Consider the following 20,594-nt stretch of genomic DNA (forward strand, 5'->3'; position numbering starts at 1 on the left):
AAATAACAGACAATAAAGGGAATCTGCGTCTGGGTGGATACATCGTCATGCAGTACGCTATCAATATTCCTGACAACTCATAAAAACCGCCTTCTGTAAACTGTGAAGTCTGACAGTTTACAGCCACTCCTATTCGCGCTTTGATGCAGTTCCCGTGGCTCGATTTGAATGATGGTCCACTGGATCCTCTTGCGACTTCAATGATGGAGATAAACTCATGAGTACAGCACGAAAATTGCCTACGCCTGTCGTAAAGTATTCCCCGCTCGATAATACCTTCAGCGCGTCTATCGACAAGTCAGAGCCTATTGATTTTCAGGCGACGTTCAAAAAGGTGAACTATCCACAGGAGGGGGAACCTGCTCGCTGGACGATTGAGGCACGTTATCGTGACTCGACAACCAACCATATTCAGAGCATCAGGATTATTTTTCTAAAGTCTCCGGAAAATAACAAACCGGTCCGTGCAAATGAGGATCTGCGAATTCTCTACAGCAATACGGCAGAAGTTCCACCTTCTGAGTACTCCACAAGCGCTGCTACAACAGCCATAGATTTTGACGCAGCGGTTGGTTCGGTGAGCGGCAATATCAGCGCAACAGTCAGTGACGACCTGGAAGCGCCAAAGCATCATGAACTTACCATCGCGTTCGATTTGATCGCAGAGCATTGGGTAAAACGTATTTGAATGACCGATGAAAGACAATAAAAAGGAGGCTTTCGCCTCCTTTTTTGAAGATATAAATTTAGAACGCTATGCTGAAGCCAACGCTCATATTGTATTCCTGGGTGACCGTCTTGCTTTGACTCGAACCCGCTTCGGCAAATACCTGCACACCGTTCGGCAAAGCCCAGTTAATACCACCTGCCAGCTCCATGCTTGTGGTCGACGTGTCGTTATTGAAGCGGCTTTCGTTGACATTGACCGCATTAGACTTAATGAACTCATGGCCCATCGCTAAACGCACTCTAGGCTGAATTTTCTGCCCATTGCCCAAATCTATCTGGCTGCCCACATACACTCCCCCCTTGGTAACCAGTGAGCGTGTAAGTTGGCTGTCGACCTCAAGTCCATTGTCAAGTGCATAGTGCTTACCGGATATCACCGCTGCGTTGACTTGAACAAACGGGGCCAGAAAAAAATTGGAGGTCAAGTCATATTGCTTGCCTACTTCCAGCGACCCACTTAAACCATGAGTGTTGTAGTCTCCTTTGCTGCGTTCGCCATCGCTCATGCTGACATTCAATTTATTATCGAAGCTGTTGATCTTCGCGACTGCATCTATGTAAAAGCCGGTCTGGGTGTCAAGTTTTGTCAGGTAGCCACCCACTGAATAGCTGTCGACTGTGCCCGTACTGCCATGTTTCAAATCGAGATCGGTTTTGCTGTATCCCATCATCGCTCCCACTAGCCAGTCGCTTTCTGCCAAACGGGTATCGACTCCAATGACCAGCCCTTGTTGAGTCTGGCTATAGCCATCACCGTATCCGTTCTGCACGCTGTAACGATTGCCATAGGTGCGCGTCCAGACTCCGCCGCCACCGCCTGTCAACCGACGGTCCCCCATTCGCGTGTTGAGCAGAGTGCGTTCCGCATCAATCACCGTAGGTGCGGTATTGGCGATGGCCAGTACAGAGCGGGTACTGGTACTGATTTGCGTATCAGGTCGAAGAAACCAGCCGTCGCCTTCCTCGAACAACTTGTAAGTGAAAGCGCCTGCATCTACCGAGCCGTTGCTCAGCGCAAAGTTCGCTTCTCCAGTGGCCACCTTGACCAACTGGATCGGTTCGCTACTTGTGGGTTTGCTGCCGGTCGCCGTCACTGAAAGCTCGTAATTACCTTCTGCGCGGTTTGTGACATTGAGGAAGTCCGTTTGTTGGGTGCCGAAATCAGTGGCCATTTTTAGAAAGCCATTGCCAGACAGATTTTCGACGTCCAACCTGTAAAAGGTTTGTCCCCGAGCGAAATCGAGCGTTCCTCCTGCCATTTCCAGATTGCCGACCTGGTTGTTACCAGCCAGAACCCAGGCAGAATCATTAAGGATAAAGTTTGTTACGTTCTCGACATTCCCGGTAAACGTGGAGCTGCTTTCGACTTTCACGCTTGAGCCATCAACTGCATTTCCTTTGAATAACCCGTTGAAAGCGCTGTTGTTGCTGAGACTTAGTATTGAGACATTCTGCAAATCACCCGTTAAAGACGCACTTTTATCCAACGAAACATTCACTGCACTGCCGCGCTCGACAATAACATTGCCATTTAGCTGGCTATTCTCGACATTGAAATCAACAGACGTACCTCCGGCGACTTCCAGAATCGAACCGTTCCCCCCTGACAGAGTTGAGCCATTCAACACCTGAATGACCAACGGCCCCAACGGGCTAAGACCTAAATCAACGACAATGGCCGCGCCGGTTTTGCCTTCTATGCTCGACTTATCCAATACTAGCTGGCTGAGTTGTTCGTTCGAAGTATCCAGCCCATAAATCACGCCGTTTAGATCACCAATAACTTTCGAGTTCGCACCCAGATTGGCGGAACCACCCGAAAGCGACAAACCAAAACTATCGGCCCCTGTGCCCTGCACGGTACTGTTACTCATGTTAAGGACACTAAAAGATGTCAAGAAAGCCCCTCCCGTCGTTCCTTGAACAGTGCTGTTCTGCATGTTGACAACCGAACCGGTCTGGGTGCCTTGCTCACGAACAGCCTGCATGCCGATGGCTAACCCTGAGATTGTTGATCCAGAAATGTTTGCTGAACTATTAATCAGCGATAGCGTAATAGAACCGCTTGCGCCAGAGACCGTCGCATCATTCAGATTGACTTGAGTTCCCTCTGTAGCCTCCACTTCTCGAGTTTGGCCGGAGTTGACATTCAACGTCCCGCCAGAAGTTGAAATATCGAGAGTCTCTGCTCCGTTGACAGTCAAGGTAGAACCTGTACCAAAAATCCAGCTCTCGATCGGGGATGCAGGCGTAAGAGTCTCATTTTCACCAGGATTAAGGATTCGCGCTTGCGCACCAGAAGAACAGAAAAGTATCAACATCAAGCCTGGCGACCACTTTCTGATAATTCTTTGCTTGCTAACTGTCGACATAGGATTTCACCAAACTTACCGAATTATAAAGAATCGGCTCGACAACTCGTTATCAAAATGCCCAACCGAAGGGCGGAAAGATTATCGTCACACACGCACATTCGATGTAGGAAAACTCTGAGAATAGAGAGGATTAATCCTCCTCTGGTTGTCGGACTAATTGCAACTCAACAATGACCGCCACGGCGGTCGGGTAACTGCCGTGACGGGAAACAACTACACAAACTTCATTGATCCTCGCAATACTCGCCTATCGGGTTGACGAGGTAGATCGGGCTGTCGAACTCCAACGAAAGAAATTCTGTTCCGCTGATCTCCACCGAGTACCAAATCTTCCACCACCCGCGGTAATCGCCAGGAGGAGTTGGAATTGGATCAGGCGGTGGCAACGGAATATCTCTGATGATTGGGTCATATGGCGTAATGGTCATATCGAACCCGGTAGTGCCTTCCCCTCCGGCTATAGTGTGTGGCGCAGACTGGAATGCTGTATTAGGGGACTCTTGAGTCATTGCAGCATCGCGGTACCCTTGGGCGTAGAGAATCACATTTCTGCCGTCCAGCAGATGAGTTGCATTACCGGGGATACGAACTTTCAGTCCGAAACCAGTTTCGGTGAGATCCTCGCAATAAATAGTATTGCCAGACTCTCGCGCAACGACTGGTGCATCCAGATCAACCACAATGGCGTTATTGGTGACGATGGTAATCGGCGATGGATTCTCATTTACCCCGCCAATATCGGATACAAAATATTGAAGTTTCTTGTCGAGACCCAGCCCGCCGTCATTAATAACAGCCCACGGCAAAGTAAGTGTCACGCTGGTATCCCCGTCGTTGAGGAATTCCGGGCCGAAACGCTCCCCTTCATACTCACCGTGAATTTGTTGCCCGGACCTTACGGGTTTGTCAATATCCGTCCAGAGTTGGACAGTCACCGTGTGATCTTTGTTATAGTCAACAGGTTCAAGGATGTCCTCTACTGTTGTGCTCGTGATATGCGGATCTTCCAACAAACCATTGGGAGGAGTAGGGTCGGTCGGGTTAACGGGGCCTGGATAGTAGATATTCACATCGATTTCAAGATCGGAATCACTGATAGCCTCGGTACCGCGTAACAGGGTTGCAACAATAGTCACAGGTTTGTCCGTTGTGATATCCGGGTCACCATCGTAGTATTCGTTGAAAATATCATTAAAGGGTACTGGCACTGTCAATGGATCATTCGTTCCGAATGTAAATTCGCCAAGATTTTGGCCACCCCACTGCACCCGGACTTCATCATCATTCAGGATATTGTCTACCCTTTTTAACTTGACCGTTGTATTGGCTGAATCTTTAAGATCAATTAATTTATCGGTTTCCGCCAGATCAACGATAGGCTCTTCAAGCACTGGCAAAGGCGCAAAACGGACTTTCACTCCCACGGCGGACGATAAATTACTAACATTCGTCACTCCATCAGTAATTGTGTAATACGCATAAACAGCCTGCGGATCAAGCAATCTGAACTTGTTAATACTGATATTAATAAGTGCGCTTGCGGGCCCCTCATATATGGGCAACTCCGGATTAGTCGCAGAATAAACCCTGCTGATGTAAAAGCGCAAAACGTCATCTGGCAACGGATTCTGATAGCTGTGGGTAAAATTAATAACTGCGTTTGGCGAGTTACGCGTGATAAAATCTTCGTCGATCAGGTTTCCAGGCGATAGAGCAGGCAGCACGGGGATTGTGGGACGAGCTTTCGACCCACCAGGCACGGCTTGATAAGGCGCACGTCTGTCGATGATGATTGTTGTAATGTCTGAGGTGTATGGGTTACCAACCGGTTGCGGTTCGACACGGTATCGAAGTTCCCACGTCGTCGGGATTACTGGAGGATTGACTTCCAACAATAGGTCGGAGTCAATTTCGATCAAATACTCCGTAGGACGCCCGGCAACAGGGCCTGCGTTAAATGGGCTAACGGTTGTCCAGGCAGTAGTGCCCTGCTGACGTATTTGCGGTACTACCCTGTCATCAACCATATCGATAGGCCATCTTGGCAACTTCACCGGGAGTTTGGCTCCCGGCAATAGTTTAGTCGCATACACTCGCCTATCCGTGGAACTAATAATGTCATCCACCACAGGTGGCGGGCCGGCCAAAGGCAAATTTATTCTGCTCTCGACTGCCAACCGATCAACTTCGGAAAGTTCTTGCTTAGCATTCATTTGATATTCTCCTCGTCCATTACTCAGTTCCTCACAGGTGAGGATTCAACGTTTACCCAACCACACAACCTCGCACCAGCATTGAAAAACTTAAATGCTCGCCTCCAGCCATAACGACTCAACATTAATTCAATGCAGGCCCACAGGGCAGGTCACTGCCCACTACAAGACGATCGATTTTTGCTAATGCGTTCCGCGACTGTCCAATGTAATCGCCCGCCCTTCTGATTTTATACATCGCAGTGATGGAGCAATTATTGATGAGCTGCTGCAAGTAGGGGGAAAATGGAATAGATGGTAATGTAAACCCATTCCTATTATCGGCTTCCGCCCTGCTCAATACATGACTCAGTTGTCCTGCCGTACCTTCAACATAAAATTCTTCACTACCATTAAGCACTGAAAAACCACGCCACGACAGCTCACAAACATCGTTCTCCATTAAATCCTGAAAGGGCACTTTTACATAAACACCATTCCATATCGGCCTTACAGTTTCGCAGTTTAAATATCCCCAAAAATCCACATCAGGAAACTGCGCATCCAATAAAAGCGGTAGGGGAATAACACTGCGATCAATGGTCAGCTTCTTTTCTTCGGACGTTAACGGGTTACCAAAGGGTTGAGGCCTTACCCGGTAATAAAGAAAAGCAACTCCATCCCCCTTAAACAAATCCTTGTCAAGTGGTATCAAGAATTCGGTTTCGGTAATCGGTCCAGCTTTGGGATCACTGTATATCAGGGTAGTGACGGCATCCTGCCGCCAGAACACTTCCAGTAAATCCGTCTTCCCAGGGGTATCGGCATGGATAGGCCATAGAGGCACTCTTGCCACGCCACCGTTGAGCAAAACTTCCGCAGGTAACCGTCCATCAGGATCACTGTCCGGAACGCCGTCAACGGTCGGAGGATCGGCCAGTAAAACTCCAGCGTCATCTTTCTTGCGTTGCGTGGGCATAGCGAAGTCCTTGGGAGCCAATAGCATCTCGAAATATTTAACATCGTCTGAATGGATTAGAAGGCTTCACGCTCTTATTGCCTACTGTCATATCTGACAGGTATTTGCACCGTTCGTCGGATCCGATCAGGGTTCTCGCTAATACTCGGCTTGACGAACTTGCGCTGTTGACGTTCACTGAAACCGGTTTCAGCTTCACTCAATAACAACAAGGTTCATGCATGAGCGACTTCTCCAGGGCCCTTCGCAGCCGCGTCACCATGCTTGACGTTGCCGAACGCGCAGGCGTGTCCAAGGCCAGCGTCTCGCGCTTCATCGGCGATGATCGCGCCCTGCTCTCCGATGCCATTGCCCTGCGCATCGAGCAGGCCATCAGCGAACTCGGCTACCGTCCCAATCAAATGGCTCGTGGCCTGAAGCGCGGGCGCACGCGCCTGATCGGCATGTTGATGGCCGATATCCGTAACCCTTATTCGATTGCTGTAATGCACGGCGTGGAAACCGCCTGCCGTGCGCAAGGCTACAGTCTGGTGGTGTGCAACACCGACCGTGATGACGAGCAGGAACGCCAGCACTTGGCGCTGTTGCGCTCGTACAACATCGAAGGGCTGATCGTGAACACCCTCGGCCATCATCGTGACGAGTTGCATGAACTGCATCGCGAAATGCCGATGGTGCTGGTGGACCGCAAAGTCGACGGGCTCGACAGCGACATGGTCGGGTTGAACAACCCGCAGGCAGTGGAGATGGCCCTCGCCCATCTTGAACAGCGCGGTTATCGGGACGTGTTGCTGGTGACCGAGCCCTATGACGGGACCAGTTCGCGGATCGAGCGAGTCAACAGTTTTCAGGCGCAGGTTGCACAGCGCTCCGCACTGACCGGGGCGGTGCTGGAGACTGGCGCGGATCTGGCCACTCATCTGCAAACTTTTTTAAACACGCCCGCTGTCGGGCCGAAGGCGTTGTTTTGCGCCAATGGTGTGGCGGCGCTGGCGGCGACTCACGCGTTGCGCAAGATCGGTTCGCGGTTGTTTGAGGATGTCGGGCTGATCGCCCTGGATGATCTGGATTGGTATCCGTTGGTGGGCAGCGGGATTACTGCGCTGGCTCAGCCGACGGCAGAGATTGGCGCGCGGGCGTTTGAGTGTTTGCTCAAGCGTTTGCGTGGGCATGGTGAGGCGGCGCGAGTGCTGGATTTTGCGCCGGTGTTGGTTGAGCGGGGGTCGACCCTGGGGAATTTGCGGTGAAGGATCTGGCCTCATCGCTGGCAAGCCAGCTCCCACAGGTTCTGTGTGCGCCACGGACACTGTGGGAGCTGGTTTGCCAGCGATGAGGCTCGCTAGAACAACACAGCAGCTGATTTTTTTGAACAAAAATGAAACCGGTTTCAGAGGTATAGAACAATGAATAAACCTGCCGTTTCCATCAGCCTGTCGAGCTACGGCGCTGAGCTTGTGCGTCAACGTGGGCAAGACTTTTTTATCGACATTCTGGCCGCCGCCGGTGCCGATCGCATCGAGTGGCGCGAGGAATTGCTGACCCGTGAAGTGCCCGCCCGGCTAAGCGCCGCCACCCAGGCGCAGGGCCTGCAAAGCATTTATTCATCGCCGACCGAGCTGTGGCTCGCCGGCCAGGCACAGCCCAATCCCGAGTTGATCACCGCTCTGCAACACGCCGAGGCGTTCGGTTCGAAGTGGTTGAAGGTTTCTCTTGGCTACTTCACCGACAACTGCGATCTGTCGGCGCTGCAACAACGGCTCGAAAACAGCCCGGTGCAGTTGCTGGTGGAAAACGACCAGACCCTGCACGGCGGCCGGATCGAACCGTTCCAGCGTTTCTTCGCCGCTGTCGAACAGCATAATCTGCCGATCAAGATGACCTTCGACATCGGCAATTGGCAGTGGCAAGACCAGTCCGCCACCAACGCTGCACGCCTGCTCGGTCGCCATGTCGGCTATGTGCATTGCAAAGCCGTGGCACGCCGCGCCGACGGCAAGCTGGTGGCGGTGCCGCCGGCCGTCAGCGACCTGCATCTGTGGGAACAACTCTTGCGGCACATGGCCCAAGGCGTTATGCGCGCGGCCGAGTATCCGTTGCAGGGCGAGGACCTGGTGCAACTCACCACCGAGCACGTCGCCGCCCTCGCCCGTCTCGGCCAATCCCGTCTGGAGCCTGCTCATGTCTGAGATCGATATCCTCTCGTTCGGCGAAACCATGGCGATGCTGGTGGCCGAGCACACCGGTGACTTGGCTGCGGTCGAGCAATTCCACAAGCGTATTGCCGGGGCCGACAGCAATGTCGCGATCGGCCTTTCGCGCCTGGGGTTCAACGTTGCCTGGCTGAGCCGCGTCGGTGACGACTCCCTGGGGCGCTTTGTCGTACAGACGTTGGCCCGAGAAGGTCTCGATTGCAGCCATGTCGATGTCGACACAGCGCACCCCACCGGTTTCCAGTTCAAGTCGCGCACCGACGATGGCAGTGATCCGCAAGTCGAATATTTCCGTCGCGGCTCGGCGGCCAGTCATCTGTCGCCACGCTCAATCACCGAAAGCCTGCTGAGCGCCCGGCATCTTCATGCCACGGGCATTCCGCCAGCGTTGTCGGCTTCGGCGCGGGAGATGTCCCTCGAGTTGATGACCCGCATGCGCAATGCCGGGCGCAGCGTGTCGTTCGACCCCAATCTGCGCCCGAGTCTCTGGGCCAGCGAACGCGAAATGACCACTGAGATCAACCGTCTCGCCGCCCTCGCCCATTGGGTGCTGCCGGGGTTGAGTGAAGGTCGCCTGCTCACCGGTTTCGAAGATCCAGCGGACATTGCCGCGTTTTACCTCGATCAAGGCGCCGAAGCCGTGGCGATCAAACTTGGGCCAGAGGGTGCCTATTACCGCACGCATCTGGAACAGGGTTTTGTCGCCGGCGTGCCGGTAGCCCATGTCGTGGATACGGTGGGCGCGGGTGACGGCTTTGCCGTGGGGATGATCAGCGCCTTGCTCGAACACCAGAGTTTTGCCGAGGCAGTGCAACGCGCGAACTGGATTGGCAGTCGCGCGGTGCAGAGTCGCGGGGATATGGAGGGGTTGCCGACCCGCTTGGAGTTATCGATTGAATTTGAGTCTGCCTTCGCGAGCAGGCTCGCTCCCACGTTTGAAATGCATTCCCTTGTGGGAGCGAGCCTGCTCGCGAAGAGGCCAGCCTAGTCAGCGAAAAATTTGTACCTGCTGCGACAAAAACAACAAGCTCAGGAGCAACACCATGAAAACTGCAACCCTCGCCGCCCGCCGCTGGTGGTACATCATGCCGATCGTGTTCATCACCTACAGCCTGGCGTATCTCGATCGCGCCAACTATGGCTTCGCCGCCGCCTCCGGCATGGCCGAAGACTTGATGATCACTCCGGGCCTGTCCTCGTTGCTCGGCGCACTGTTCTTCCTCGGCTATTTTTTCTTCCAGGTACCCGGTGCGATCTACGCGCAAAAGCACAGCGTGAAGAAGTTGATTTTCGTCAGTCTGATCCTCTGGGGCGGGCTCGCCACGTTGACCGGCGTGGTCTCCAACGCCTATTGGCTGATCGTTATCCGCTTCATGCTCGGCGTGGTCGAAGCCGCCGTGATGCCGGCGATGCTGGTGTACCTGTGCCACTGGTTCACCCGCGCCGAGCGCTCGCGCGCCAATACCTTTCTGATCCTCGGCAACCCGGTGACCATGCTGTGGATGTCGGTGGTCTCGGGGTATCTGGTGCAGCATTTCAGCTGGCGCTGGATGTTCATCATCGAAGGTCTGCCGGCGGTGCTCTGGGCATTTATCTGGTGGCGTCTGGCCGATGATCGTCCAGCCCAGGCCAAGTGGCTCAATGACCAGGAAAAGCAGGATCTGGAAAGCGCGCTGGCAGCCGAACAGGTCGGCATCAAAGCGGTGAAGAACTACGCCGAAGCGTTTCGTTCGCCGAAGGTGATCATTCTGGCGTTGCAGTTCTTTTGCTGGAGCATTGGCGTTTACGGCTTTGTGTTGTGGCTGCCGTCGATCCTCAAGGCCGGTGCGCAAATGGACATGATCGAGGCCGGCTGGCTGTCGGCGCTGCCGTATCTGGCGGCGGTGATCGGCATGCTTGTGGTGTCGTGGGGCTCGGACAAACTGCAAAAACGCAAACGCTTCGTCTGGCCGCCGCTGTTGATCGCCTCGATTGCCTTTTACGGTTCCTACGCGCTCGGTGCCGAGCATTTCTGGTGGTCGTACACGTTGCTGGTGATTGCCGGTGCCTGCATGTACGCGCCCTACGGGCCGTTCTTCGCGATCGTGCCGGAGATTCTCCCGGCCAACGTCGCCGGCGGCGCGATGGCGCTGATCAATAGCATGGGCGCCCTCGGTTCGTTCGGCGGCTCGTATCTGGTGGGTTATCTGAACAGTTCCACCGGTTCGCCCGGTGCGTCGTACTTGCTGATGAGCGGCGCGCTGCTGCTGTCGGTGGTGCTGACGATTTTCCTCAAGCCCGGCGCCAGTGATCGCGTCGTGGCCAAAGCCGTTGCCACGCGTTCCGTGCCGGCTCACTCCTGAAGAGATTGTTGCCATGAAAAAACAGGTCGTGCTGTACAAGAAACTTTCGCCCGCGCTGATGGCGCGCCTGCAAGAACAGTTTGACGTGACGCTGATTGAAAGCCTCGACGCCGATGGGCTGATGCAACTGCGCGATGCCCTGCCCCGCGCCCACGGTTTGCTCGGTGCCAGCCTGAAACTCGACGCCGCATTGCTGGATCTGGCGCCGCAACTGGAGGCGATTGCCAGCGTCTCGGTGGGCGTCGACAACTACGACATCGACTACCTGACCCGGCGCAAGATCCTGCTGACCAACACGCCGGATGTACTCACCGAAACCACGGCTGACACCGGTTTTGCCTTGATCCTCGCCGCCGCCCGGCGGGTGGTGGAACTGGCCAACATGGTGCGCAGCGGTCAGTGGAGTCGCAATATCGGCCCCGCGCATTTCGGTACTGATGTGCATGGCAAGACATTGGGGATTATCGGCATGGGGCGCATTGGCGAGGCATTGGCGCAGCGCGGGCATTTCGGCTTCGGCATGCCGGTGATTTACCACAGCCAGTCGCGCAAACCGGCGGTTGAGGAACGCTTCGACGCGCAATATCGCAGCCTTGAAGATTTGTTGAAGCAAGCGGATTTCATTTGCCTGACCTTGCCGCTGACGGCGCAGACTGAGGGTCTGATCGGCGCTGAACAGTTCGCGCTGATGCGCCCGGAAAGCATCTTCATCAACATCTCGCGGGGCAAGGTGGTGGATGAGGCGGCAATGATTGATGTGCTGCGTCACAACCGGATTCGCGCGGCGGGACTGGATGTGTTTGAGCGTGAGCCGCTGCAGCATGATTCGCCGTTGTTGCAGCTCGATAATGTCGTGGCGACGCCGCATATGGGGTCGGCGACGCATGAGACGCGCGAGGCGATGGCGCGGTGTGCAGTGGAGAATCTGTTGGCGGCATTGGGTGGGGAGAAGCCGGTGAATCTGGTGAATCCGGCAGCCTGGCAGGGCTGAGATCTCCTGCGTCTGACTGGGCCTCATCGCTGGCAAGCCAGCTCCCACAGGGGGTGGCGTCGTTCAAAAGCTTTATGAACACCGAAGAACCTGTGGGAGCTGGCTTGCCAGCGATGAGGCCAGTTCAGCCAGTACAAATCTGTCAGGCACTGCGCGCCTGTAGAAGCTGCATCGCACACAACGCAATCCGCGCACAGGCATCTGCCAGTTTCACCCGATCCACCACCAACCCGATGCGAATATGCCCCGCCGCACTTGGCCCGAACGCTTCACCGGCCAGCACCGAAACGCCATAACCTTCCAGCAATCGTTCGGCAAACGCTTGCGCGCCGAGCCCGGTCTGGCGCACATCGACCATCACGAACATCCCGCCATCCGGGCGGATCGGCTGCAACCCCGGGCAACCGCGCAAGCGCTCGCACACCAGATCCCGGCGCAAACGATATTCCTCGCGCATCTGCGTCACTTCCGGCAAATCGCTTTCCAGCGCCACCTGCGCCGCTTTCTGCACAAAATCCGGCAGCCCGAACAACATGCTCAATGACAGATTGACCAGATGTCCGGCCAAGGATTTTGGCCCGATCATCCAGCCGATACGCCAGCCGGTCATCGCGTGGGATTTCGACAGGCTGTTGATCGTTGCCGTCCGCTCGGCCATGCCGGGCAGACTTGCCGGGCTGATGTGCTCGCCCTCATACAGCAGCTCGCTATAGACCTCGTCGCTGATCAGCCACAAATCGTGGCGAATGCACAACGCCGCCAGTTCCTGCCAGATCAGCAGCGACAGGCTTGCGCCGCTGGGATTGTTCGGACTGTTGAGCAGCATGGCGCGGGTTTTCGGGGTGATTCGTGCGGCGACATCCGCGGGATCGACACGAAAGCCGTTTTCCGGACGCACCGGCACTGGCACCACGGTCGCACCGCATGCGCCGAACACACCTTCGTAGGTGACGTACATCGGTTCGGCGACGATCACTTCATCGCCCGGGTCCAGCAGGCATTGCGCCACCGAATACACCGCGCATTGCGCGCCGGGCATGACAATCACATGGTCGGAGTCGACGACTTGGCCACTGCGTCGGCGATGGCGAGCGGCAATCAACTGGCGCAGGGGCAAGCGACCGCGCACGTCGGAATAATGCGTATCGCCCGCCAGCAGGCTGTCGATCGCGCCGTGGACAATCGGCAGCGGTGTATCAAAATCCGGATCGCCCACGCTCAGCAGCAGAATATCGACACCCTCGGCGCGTAACTCCAGCGCTCGGTCATGAATCTGCCAGGCCGCTGCGCCCTCGCCGGCGATTCGTTGGGTCAAGGCTGAATAGCGCATGCACGTCTCCTGATTGCGCAGTCTCCAGCCTTCACCCTATCTCAAATCACGAAACGCGCCACCATGGCATTCAAGTCGACCGCCAGACGCGACAGTTCGTGGGTTGCGGCGCTGGTCTGGTTGGCACCGGCTGCCGACTGCGTGGCCAGATCGCGAATGTTCACCAGGTTGCGATCGACTTCGCGAGACACCTGCGCCTGCTCTTCCGAGGCGCTGGCGATAACCAGGTTGCGTTCGTTGATCTGATGGATCGACTGGGTGATCTGCTCCAGTGCCACGCCGGCGGCGCGGGCCATCTCCAGGGTGGACTGGGTGCGCTGGTTGCTTTGCTGCATCGAAGAAACCGCTTCACCGGTGCCGTTCTGGATGCCGGCGACCATCTTCTCGATCTCTTGCGTCGACTGCGCGGTGCGATGGGCCAATGCCCGCACCTCGTCCGCCACCACGGCAAAACCACGCCCGGCCTCACCGGCACGCGCCGCTTCGATGGCCGCATTGAGCGCCAGCAGGTTGGTCTGTTCGGCGATGGCGCGGATCACATCGAGCACCTTGCCGATGTCGCGACCTTGGGTGGCAAGACCTTCGATCATTTGCGCGGTGTTCTGCACGTCGTGGGTCATGGTCTGGATCGCGTCGACGGTTTTCACCACTTGATCGCGGCCTTCGCGGGCGGCATGGGTCGACTGATTGGAGGCTTCGGAGGTCGACACGGCGTTACGCGCCACTTCTTCCACAGCAGCGGTCATCTCGTTGACGGCAGTGGCGGCTTGTTCGATTTCATTGTTCTGCTGTTGCAAGCCGCGGGACGCTTCTTCGGTCACCGCGCTGAGCTCTTCGGCGGCGGCGCCCAGTTGCGTGGCGGAACCGGCGATCTGCTCGATGGTTTTGCGCAGGTTGGTCTGCATCGCCGCGAGGGCTTCGAGCAAACGGGCCGGCTCGTCCTTGCCATCGACTTCGATGAGTTTGGTCAGGTTGCCGCCGGCGATGGTTTGCGCGGCTTCGACCGCGCGGTTAAGTGGAGTGACGATGCTGCGGGTCAGCAGCCAGGCGAGCAACACCGTGGCCAATGCGGCAATGACCGCGACAATGATGATGCCAGTGATGGCGCTGTCGTAATAATCGCCAGCCTGCTTCGACGCGGCTTTTGCATCTGCGGCGTTGATCGCAATGAGCTTGTTGAGCTGTTCGCCCATCTGGTCGGTGCCTTCCTTGATCTTCGTGTTGATCAAGGTACGCATCTCCTCAACTTTGCCCTGACGTGACAGTTCCAGCATCTGGTTTTGCGCTTGCAGGTAGTTGTCCAGCGTCGTCGCAAACGTCTGGTAAATCGCGCGCTCTTCCGGGCCGGCCGGCAGCTCGGCGTACTTCGCCTGGGCACTGCGCACCTTCTCTACCAGTACGCCGATGCGGGTTTGTGCTTCTTGCAGGCCGGCGGGGTCGCGGTTCACCAGGACACGGAACGACAGGATGCGCAGACGCAGGACGTTTTCCGTAACGACGGCAAGTTGGGTCACGCTGGGCAACTGCGTCGAGTCCATCTCGACTGATGCCTGACGGATGATCGTCATGCGGTTCACAGCGAACACACCGAGCACGACTACCAGCAAAGCAATAAAGGCAAAACCGAGGAAGGCACGGGGCGCGATATTGAGGTTACGCAAGGACATAGTTGGACTCTCGGAAGATAGAAACTACGAGCGTCCATGCCGTGATCACTGGCCCGTGGGGGCGGGCTTCAGTCCGGCGTCACTGTTTTTGGGAATTCTTGTGCGCGCCTATTGGCTGTATCGGCCAGGCTTTAGGAAGGTTGCGGGTAAAGAGCAAATATTTTTCAGGGTGTTACACCATTGAAACACCCAGGATCCTTTCTCCTGTAGGAGCTGCCGAAGGCTGCGATCTTTTGATTTGATTTTTAAAAAACAGGATCAAAAGATCGCAGCCTTCGGCAGCTCCTACAGTGCGGATGTCTCAGGGTTTTGCGGCGAGTTGCCACACGCGGGCGATATCGGTAGCGCGTTCACGCAGCAGTCGTGGGGCTTCTGCGCAGGCCTGCTCCAGCGTCATCGGGCCGCTGGTGACAGCGAACGCTGCATCGATGCCGTGGTTGTAGAGTTCTTGATAGCCCTCACCCAGGGTGCCGGCGATAACGATCACCGGCACGTCGTGCTGCTTGGCAATCCGCGCGACGCCGAACGGGGTTTTGCCGCGCAACGTCTGCGCGTCGAATCGTCCTTCGCCGGTAATCACCAGGTCCGCGCCTTTTACAGCTTCGGCCAGCCCGACCAACTCGGCGACCACCTCGACCCCGGCCTGAAACTGCGCACCGAGAAATGCCTTGGCGGCAAAACCCAAGCCACCCGCCGCACCGCTGCCGGGTTCATCGCGAACATCTTTACCCAAGGCTTGCGCGCTCAGCTCGGCGAAATGCCCCAACGCTTGATCCAGTTGCTGCACTTGCGTCGGCGATGCACCTTTCTGCGGACCAAAAATCGCCGAGGCACCGTGTGGGCCGCACAGAGGATTGTTTACGTCGGCGGCAATATCGAAACGTACTCGCGCGAGACGCACGTCCAGTTCGCTCAAGTCCAGATGCGCCAATTGCGCCAGCGCCAGACCGCCAGGTACCAACGCCTGACCTTGCGCGTCCAGCAACTTCACCCCCAACGCCTGCATTGCTCCGGCGCCACCATCATTGGTCGCACTGCCGCCGATCGCCAGAATGACCCGTTGCGCCCCGGCATCCAGCGCTGCGCGAATCAGCTCGCCGGTGCCGAAGGTGCTGCTGATGCACGCATCGCGCTGCCCCGGCGGCACCAATTGCAAGCCGCTGGCCTCAGCCATTTCAATGATCGCGGTATGGTTATGCGGCAACCAGCCCCACGCGGCGTCAACCGCTGAACCCAACGGGCCACGCACGCGGGTGCGGCGCAACTCGCCTTCGCACGCGGCGAGAATCGATTCGACCGTGCCTTCGCCGCCGTCAGCCATCGGGCATTTGATGAGTGTGGCTTGCGGCCAGACCTGCGCCAGGCCCAGAGCAATGGCCTCGGCGACGCCCTGGGCACTCAGGCTGTCCTTGAACGAATCGGGGGCGATGACAATCTTCATGCGAATTCTCCAGTTCCAATGGCCCTCATGCTGCCAGTCGGTCTGCGCATTGACGCCGGTCCGCTGCACAATGGGCGCAGGCGTTTATTGTTCATTTCTACAAAAGCCCTGGAGTGGATGCTGAATGTCCCGGCCCCATCGCTGGCAAGCCAGCTTCCACAGGTTTGCAGGGTGTTCGCAAAACTTGTGTCCACTGACAATCCCTGCGGGAGCTGGCTTGCCAGCGATGGCGTCTTCAAAAACTCCTCACGCAGAGGGATCAATCTGCGGCAACAATTGCACCCCAAGGTACAGCGCCAACATCCCTTCCAGCCTTAACGGATCCACTCCACTGATTTCGGCAATCCGTTCCATCCGATAGCGCAGGCTATTGCGATGAATCCCCAGTGCATCGGCACACGCCTGACTCTGCCCATCGTGATCGCACCAACTGCGCAACGTCGCCAGCAACTGGCCGTTGCTGTCCTTGGCGATCACCTTGCGCAGAGGCTTGAGCAGTTCATCAAGCGCATCGTCGTTGCGATGCCGCCAGAGCATCACCGGCAAGCGATAGCGATTGAGGGTCAATAGACGTGAATGCGGCAATACCTCGCGGCCGTAGGCAAGCAGATCGCCCACCCGGCGATAACAACGACGCAACCCGCTCAATCCATCCGCCTGGCCACCCACGGCAATGCGCAGGACATTCCAGCCCAGGCCGTCGAGCTTCTCCAGCAAGCGATCATGCTCGACGTTGTGGCTCGCCGGCCGACACCACAGCAGCGAAGTCTTCGCCGAGCTCACGCACCAACTGTCCGGATAGCGTGACATCAGCCAGGCACTCAGCGCATCGACGGTTTGCCCCGGGCCATGTTCCACCCCCAACTCGAACAGGTACGGCACCCGTGTCAGTTGCGGCTTGAGGCCGAGTTGCTGCGCTTCATCGACCAGCCGTGGCGAATCTCCCGCCTCGCTTAACAGCAGCGCCAGCAGATCATCACAACGTTGACGCCGCCATTGCTGCTCGGCCTGCTGATTGCGTTGACCTACCAACATTTCCGCGGTCATGCGCACCAGTTCGGCGTAAGTGCGAAGTTGTTCCGGTTCCCCAGTGATGCCGAGCACGCCGATCAGACGCTGATCGAGCAGCAACGGCAGGTTGATCCCCGGCTGCACGCCTTTCAAATGCTGGGCTGTCGGCGCGTCGATCTCGACCACCCGACCGTTGGCCAATACCAGTTGCGCGCCTTCATGTCGGGTGTTGATCCGCTCCGGCTCGCCGCTGCCAAGGATCAGCCCCTGGCTGTCCATGACGTTGACGTTGTACGGCAAAATAGCCATGGCCCTGTCGACGATGTCCTGCGCGAGGTCGTGATCGAGTTCGAACATGGTGGGCAAGATCCTTAAAAGCGGGGCGGACGGTTGTTCACGCGCACAGGGCTTGGCGGTAAACCCTGTGCTCAGGCACAAAGACAATCCGGCCAAAGGTGGCCGAGACTCTCAGGGCGATCAACGTTACCCTTTGCATCGCAAAAAATCATAATAAAGAGAGAGCCGCTATGTCGCAGAGCGCCGCAGCTAACCAGACCATCGATGACGGTAAAAACGCCGTTTATAAACGCATCACCCTGCGTTTAATCCCCTTCATCTTCATCTGCTATCTGTTCAACTACCTCGACCGGGTAAACGTTGGATTTGCCAAACTGCAGATGCTCGACGCGCTGAAATTCAGCGAAACCGTCTACGGCCTCGGTGCCGGTATTTTCTTCATCGGCTACGTGCTGTGCGGCGTACCGAGCAATCTGGCGCTGACCAAATTCGGTCCGCGGCGCTGGATCGCGCTAATGATGATCACTTGGGGCACGCTGTCGACGTGCCTGTTGTTCGTCACCACCCCCACCGAGTTTTACACCCTGCGCCTGTTCACCGGTGCGGCCGAAGCCGGGTTCTTCCCGGGCGTTGTGCTTTATCTCTCACAGTGGTTCCCGACGTTCCGCCGTGGCCGGATCATGGCGCTGTTCATGTCGGCGATCCCGGTGTCCGGTTTGCTCGGCAGCCCGTTTTCCGGCTGGATTCTCAACCATTTCGCAGCGGGCCAGGGCGGTCTGGCCGGCTGGCAGTGGATGTTCCTGCTGCAAGGCATTCCGACCGTGATACTGGGCGCGCTGGCGTATTTCCTGCTGAGCGACAGCTTCGCCAACGCCAAATGGCTGACCCCGCATGAGCGCGCCGTGCTCGAAGCGGATCAGGCCGAAGACTTGGCGAACAAGCCAAAAACCACATCTGATTCACTGCTGGCGGTATTCAAGAACCCGGCGATCTGGGCGTTTGGCCTGATCTACTTTTGCATCCAGAGCGGCGTATACGCGATCAACTTCTGGTTGCCGTCGATCATCAAGAACCTCGGTTTCAGCGATAACCTGGTCATCGGCTGGTTGAGTGCGATTCCTTACCTGCTGGCAGCAGTGTTCATGCTGGTGGTCGGACGTTCGGCAGACCTGCGCCAAGAACGTCGCTGGCATTTGGTGGTGCCGATGCTGATGGGTGCGATTGGCTTGGTGATTGCAGTGAACTTTGCTGCCAACCCGGCGATTGCGATTCTCGGTTTGACCATTGCGACCATGGGTGCCCTCACCGGCCTGCCGATGTTCTGGCCGGTGCCGACGGCGATGCTCAGTGCGGGCGCGGCAGCGGGCGGTCTGGCGTTGATCAACTCGATGGGTCAGATGGCCGGGTTCCTCAGTCCTTATCTGGTGGGTTGGGTCAAGGACAGCACCGGGTCGACCGACGCGGCGTTGTATCTGCTGGCGGGGGTGATTGTGGGCGGGAGTCTGCTGGCGTTGCGAATGACGCGGACGTTGCGGGTTTGATTTAAAAGATCAAACGATCGCAGCCTTCGGTAGCTCCTACACCGACTTCCGGTAGGAGCTACCGAAAGCTGCGATCTTTTGCTTTCAGGAAAACGCATCCAACTCAATTACCAATCCACCCGGCATCTGCACAAAAATCTGCCAGATCCCATCTTCCGGGACTTGCGCCAACTGGTACGGCAACCCACTCTCACGCACCCGCCGCAACACGGTTTCTGCAGGCTCATCGGTGCGAAACGCAATGTGGCTGAGTTCAGTATCGTCGAAAGTCGGATGCTCGATCACATGCACCACGGCGTGCGCATCCTGATACAGCCAGCGGCCGGGAAACGGAAACGGCGGCCGGCGCCCCGGCGCCAGCCCCAGCAACGCCGCGAAATTGTCCTGCAACGTCTGACCTTCAGCGGTGTTGAAAGCCAGATGATCGAATGTCCACGTCATGCTCATCTCCTGCGGTTGTTCACTGATTGCAGTCTCCACACTTGCCAATCACGGAAAAATCCCGCTAAAACGCAAAGATCTTTAAAGGATTTTTACCAATGAGCTCGATACTCGATCTGGAGATATTCGTCCGCGTGGCCGACTCCGGCAGCATTTCCGCTGCCGCCCGGACGCTGGAGTTGACACCGGCGGCCGCCAGCATCGCCTTGAAGCGTCTTGAAACCCGCCTCGGCATCCGCTTGCTGGCGCGCTCCACCCGCAGCATGCGCCTGACTGAAGAAGGCCGGCGCTATCTGGAAAGTGTGCGCCTGGCGCTGGCCACACTGGCCGAAGGCGAACAGGCGCTCAAGCGTCAAACCGAAGGTCTGAGCGGCGTACTGCAACTGGCGGCCCCGTCGGACTTCGGGCGCAACGTGTTGCTCCCGTGGCTGGATGATTTCAAACACGAGCATCCGCACATTCAGTTGCAACTATTGCTCAACGATCGCCATACCGACCTGTTTCGCGAAACCGTGGACGTGGCGCTACGCTTCGGCGTCCCGAGCGATTCGACGCTGGTGGCGTTGCCGATCCTGCCTGAGCATCGTCGCGTGGCTTGCGCCAGTCCAGCCTATTTAACCCGTCATGGCACACCGCAAAACCCGAGCGAATTAACGCAGCACAGTGCCCTGCTCTACTTGCGCAATGGTCGGCCTTACAACACCTGGCGTTTCAGTCGCGACGATGAAACGCTGGAAGTCGAAGTCCATGGCGACTATCTCAGCGACGACGGTGAAGTCGCCCGCCGTTGGGCACTGGCCGGGCATGGCATCGCTTACAAGGCCTGGCTCGATGTCGCCGAAGACGTGCGTGCCGGGCGATTGATGACCTTGCTCGATGACTGGCAAGGTGAAAGTGTGCCGTTCAATTTACTCTGCCCACATCGGGTGCAGGTATCGGAACGTGTGCGTGTGTTGCAGGCGTTTTTGCAGGCACGCTGCCGAGGCTTGAGCCGATAATTCACTTTGCCGCGCCGCACGCTTCTGGTATTTGATTAAGGCATTCCCAC

General features: G+C 56.8%; 16 protein-coding genes. 8 read left to right on the forward strand and 8 right to left on the reverse strand.

What is annotated here, in order from left to right:
- The first annotated feature begins 217 nt into the window (after positions 1-217).
- The gene (locus tag PSH79_RS14775) at positions 218-688 is read left to right on the forward strand and encodes a hypothetical protein (RefSeq protein WP_305438024.1); all 471 of its coding nucleotides are present in this window, start codon (positions 218-220) and stop codon (positions 686-688) included.
- Positions 689-746: 58 nt separating this feature from the next.
- Here PSH79_RS14775 and PSH79_RS14780 read toward each other — a convergent pair whose 3' ends face one another.
- The 3 genes from PSH79_RS14780 to PSH79_RS14790 form a co-directional block, all read right to left on the reverse strand.
- Entirely contained in the window at positions 747-3,101 is a 2,355-nt protein-coding gene (locus PSH79_RS14780; protein WP_305438025.1) for an autotransporter outer membrane beta-barrel domain-containing protein, read from the reverse strand.
- 227 nt (positions 3,102-3,328) lie between these two features.
- Entirely contained in the window at positions 3,329-5,317 is a 1,989-nt protein-coding gene (locus PSH79_RS14785) for a hypothetical protein (protein WP_305438027.1), read from the reverse strand.
- Between the two features lie 124 nt (positions 5,318-5,441).
- The gene (locus PSH79_RS14790; RefSeq protein ID WP_305438029.1) at positions 5,442-6,275 is read right to left on the reverse strand and encodes a hypothetical protein; all 834 of its coding nucleotides are present in this window, start codon (positions 6,273-6,275) and stop codon (positions 5,442-5,444) included.
- Positions 6,276-6,496: 221 nt separating this feature from the next.
- On the opposite strand from PSH79_RS14790, the gene PSH79_RS14795 reads away from it, so the two are divergent.
- The 5 genes from PSH79_RS14795 to PSH79_RS14815 all read left to right on the forward strand — a co-directional run bounded on the left by PSH79_RS14795 (position 6,497) and on the right by PSH79_RS14815 (position 11,818).
- Complete coding sequence (locus PSH79_RS14795; protein ID WP_305438030.1) at positions 6,497-7,522, forward strand: LacI family DNA-binding transcriptional regulator; 1,026 nt, start codon at positions 6,497-6,499, stop codon at positions 7,520-7,522.
- Between the two features lie 156 nt (positions 7,523-7,678).
- Positions 7,679-8,461, forward strand: a complete 783-nt coding sequence (locus PSH79_RS14800; protein ID WP_305438032.1) for a sugar phosphate isomerase/epimerase — start codon at positions 7,679-7,681, stop codon at positions 8,459-8,461.
- On the forward strand, positions 8,454-9,473 hold the full coding sequence (locus PSH79_RS14805; RefSeq protein WP_305438033.1) for a sugar kinase: 1,020 nt from the start codon (positions 8,454-8,456) through the stop codon (positions 9,471-9,473). Before PSH79_RS14800 ends, PSH79_RS14805 begins: the two co-directional genes overlap by 8 nt.
- Before the next feature lie 55 nt (positions 9,474-9,528).
- Positions 9,529-10,827 (forward strand): MFS transporter, encoded by a 1,299-nt coding sequence (locus PSH79_RS14810; RefSeq protein WP_305438035.1) that lies wholly within the window; start codon positions 9,529-9,531, stop codon positions 10,825-10,827.
- Between the two features lie 13 nt (positions 10,828-10,840).
- On the forward strand, positions 10,841-11,818 hold the full coding sequence (locus tag PSH79_RS14815) for a D-glycerate dehydrogenase (RefSeq protein ID WP_305438036.1): 978 nt from the start codon (positions 10,841-10,843) through the stop codon (positions 11,816-11,818).
- 142 nt (positions 11,819-11,960) lie between these two features.
- Here PSH79_RS14815 and PSH79_RS14820 read toward each other — a convergent pair whose 3' ends face one another.
- From PSH79_RS14820 to PSH79_RS14835, 4 genes are all read right to left on the reverse strand, one after another.
- Entirely contained in the window at positions 11,961-13,148 is a 1,188-nt protein-coding gene (locus PSH79_RS14820; RefSeq protein WP_305438038.1) for a pyridoxal phosphate-dependent aminotransferase, read from the reverse strand.
- Positions 13,149-13,189: 41 nt separating this feature from the next.
- Positions 13,190-14,815 (reverse strand): methyl-accepting chemotaxis protein, encoded by a 1,626-nt coding sequence (locus tag PSH79_RS14825; protein WP_305438039.1) that lies wholly within the window; start codon positions 14,813-14,815, stop codon positions 13,190-13,192.
- A 301-nt stretch (positions 14,816-15,116) separates the two neighbouring features.
- Positions 15,117-16,256 (reverse strand): glycerate kinase, encoded by a 1,140-nt coding sequence (locus tag PSH79_RS14830; protein ID WP_305438041.1) that lies wholly within the window; start codon positions 16,254-16,256, stop codon positions 15,117-15,119.
- Between the two features lie 246 nt (positions 16,257-16,502).
- Entirely contained in the window at positions 16,503-17,624 is a 1,122-nt protein-coding gene (locus PSH79_RS14835) for a sugar diacid recognition domain-containing protein (RefSeq protein WP_305438042.1), read from the reverse strand.
- Between the two features lie 170 nt (positions 17,625-17,794).
- Here PSH79_RS14835 and PSH79_RS14840 point away from each other — a divergent pair, with 170 nt between their 5' ends.
- Positions 17,795-19,105, forward strand: coding sequence for an MFS transporter (locus PSH79_RS14840; RefSeq protein ID WP_305438043.1), 1,311 nt, complete (start codon positions 17,795-17,797; stop codon positions 19,103-19,105).
- 84 nt (positions 19,106-19,189) lie between these two features.
- Here PSH79_RS14840 and PSH79_RS14845 read toward each other — a convergent pair whose 3' ends face one another.
- Positions 19,190-19,546 carry a hypothetical protein gene (locus PSH79_RS14845; RefSeq protein ID WP_305438044.1) on the reverse strand — a complete coding sequence of 119 codons (357 nt, stop codon included), beginning with the start codon at positions 19,544-19,546 and terminating at the stop codon, positions 19,190-19,192.
- A 98-nt stretch (positions 19,547-19,644) separates the two neighbouring features.
- Between PSH79_RS14845 and PSH79_RS14850 the strand changes: the two genes are divergently transcribed.
- A complete protein-coding gene (locus PSH79_RS14850; protein WP_305438045.1) occupies positions 19,645-20,544 on the forward strand; it encodes a LysR family transcriptional regulator in 900 nt (299 codons plus the stop codon).
- The last annotated feature ends 50 nt before the right edge of the window (positions 20,545-20,594 follow it).

This window comes from Pseudomonas sp. FP2196, from assembly GCF_030687715.1.
Lineage (GTDB): Bacteria > Pseudomonadota > Gammaproteobacteria > Pseudomonadales > Pseudomonadaceae > Aquipseudomonas.

Bases quoted from the DNA above. Each gene is read 5' to 3' on its own strand.
- PSH79_RS14775 (WP_305438024.1), top strand. From the start codon at position 218: ATGAGTACAGCACGAAAATTGCCTACGCCTGTCGTAAAGTATTCCCCG.
- PSH79_RS14780 (WP_305438025.1), bottom strand. From the start codon at position 3,101: ATGTCGACAGTTAGCAAGCAAAGAATTATCAGAAAGTGGTCGCCAGGC.
- PSH79_RS14785 (WP_305438027.1), bottom strand. From the start codon at position 5,317: ATGAATGCTAAGCAAGAACTTTCCGAAGTTGATCGGTTGGCAGTCGAG.
- PSH79_RS14790 (WP_305438029.1), bottom strand. From the start codon at position 6,275: ATGCCCACGCAACGCAAGAAAGATGACGCTGGAGTTTTACTGGCCGAT.
- PSH79_RS14795 (WP_305438030.1), top strand. From the start codon at position 6,497: ATGAGCGACTTCTCCAGGGCCCTTCGCAGCCGCGTCACCATGCTTGAC.
- PSH79_RS14800 (WP_305438032.1), top strand. From the start codon at position 7,679: ATGAATAAACCTGCCGTTTCCATCAGCCTGTCGAGCTACGGCGCTGAG.
- PSH79_RS14805 (WP_305438033.1), top strand. From the start codon at position 8,454: ATGTCTGAGATCGATATCCTCTCGTTCGGCGAAACCATGGCGATGCTG.
- PSH79_RS14810 (WP_305438035.1), top strand. From the start codon at position 9,529: ATGAAAACTGCAACCCTCGCCGCCCGCCGCTGGTGGTACATCATGCCG.
- PSH79_RS14815 (WP_305438036.1), top strand. From the start codon at position 10,841: ATGAAAAAACAGGTCGTGCTGTACAAGAAACTTTCGCCCGCGCTGATG.
- PSH79_RS14820 (WP_305438038.1), bottom strand. From the start codon at position 13,148: ATGCGCTATTCAGCCTTGACCCAACGAATCGCCGGCGAGGGCGCAGCG.
- PSH79_RS14825 (WP_305438039.1), bottom strand. From the start codon at position 14,815: ATGTCCTTGCGTAACCTCAATATCGCGCCCCGTGCCTTCCTCGGTTTT.
- PSH79_RS14830 (WP_305438041.1), bottom strand. From the start codon at position 16,256: ATGAAGATTGTCATCGCCCCCGATTCGTTCAAGGACAGCCTGAGTGCC.
- PSH79_RS14835 (WP_305438042.1), bottom strand. From the start codon at position 17,624: ATGTTCGAACTCGATCACGACCTCGCGCAGGACATCGTCGACAGGGCC.
- PSH79_RS14840 (WP_305438043.1), top strand. From the start codon at position 17,795: ATGTCGCAGAGCGCCGCAGCTAACCAGACCATCGATGACGGTAAAAAC.
- PSH79_RS14845 (WP_305438044.1), bottom strand. From the start codon at position 19,546: ATGACGTGGACATTCGATCATCTGGCTTTCAACACCGCTGAAGGTCAG.
- PSH79_RS14850 (WP_305438045.1), top strand. From the start codon at position 19,645: ATGAGCTCGATACTCGATCTGGAGATATTCGTCCGCGTGGCCGACTCC.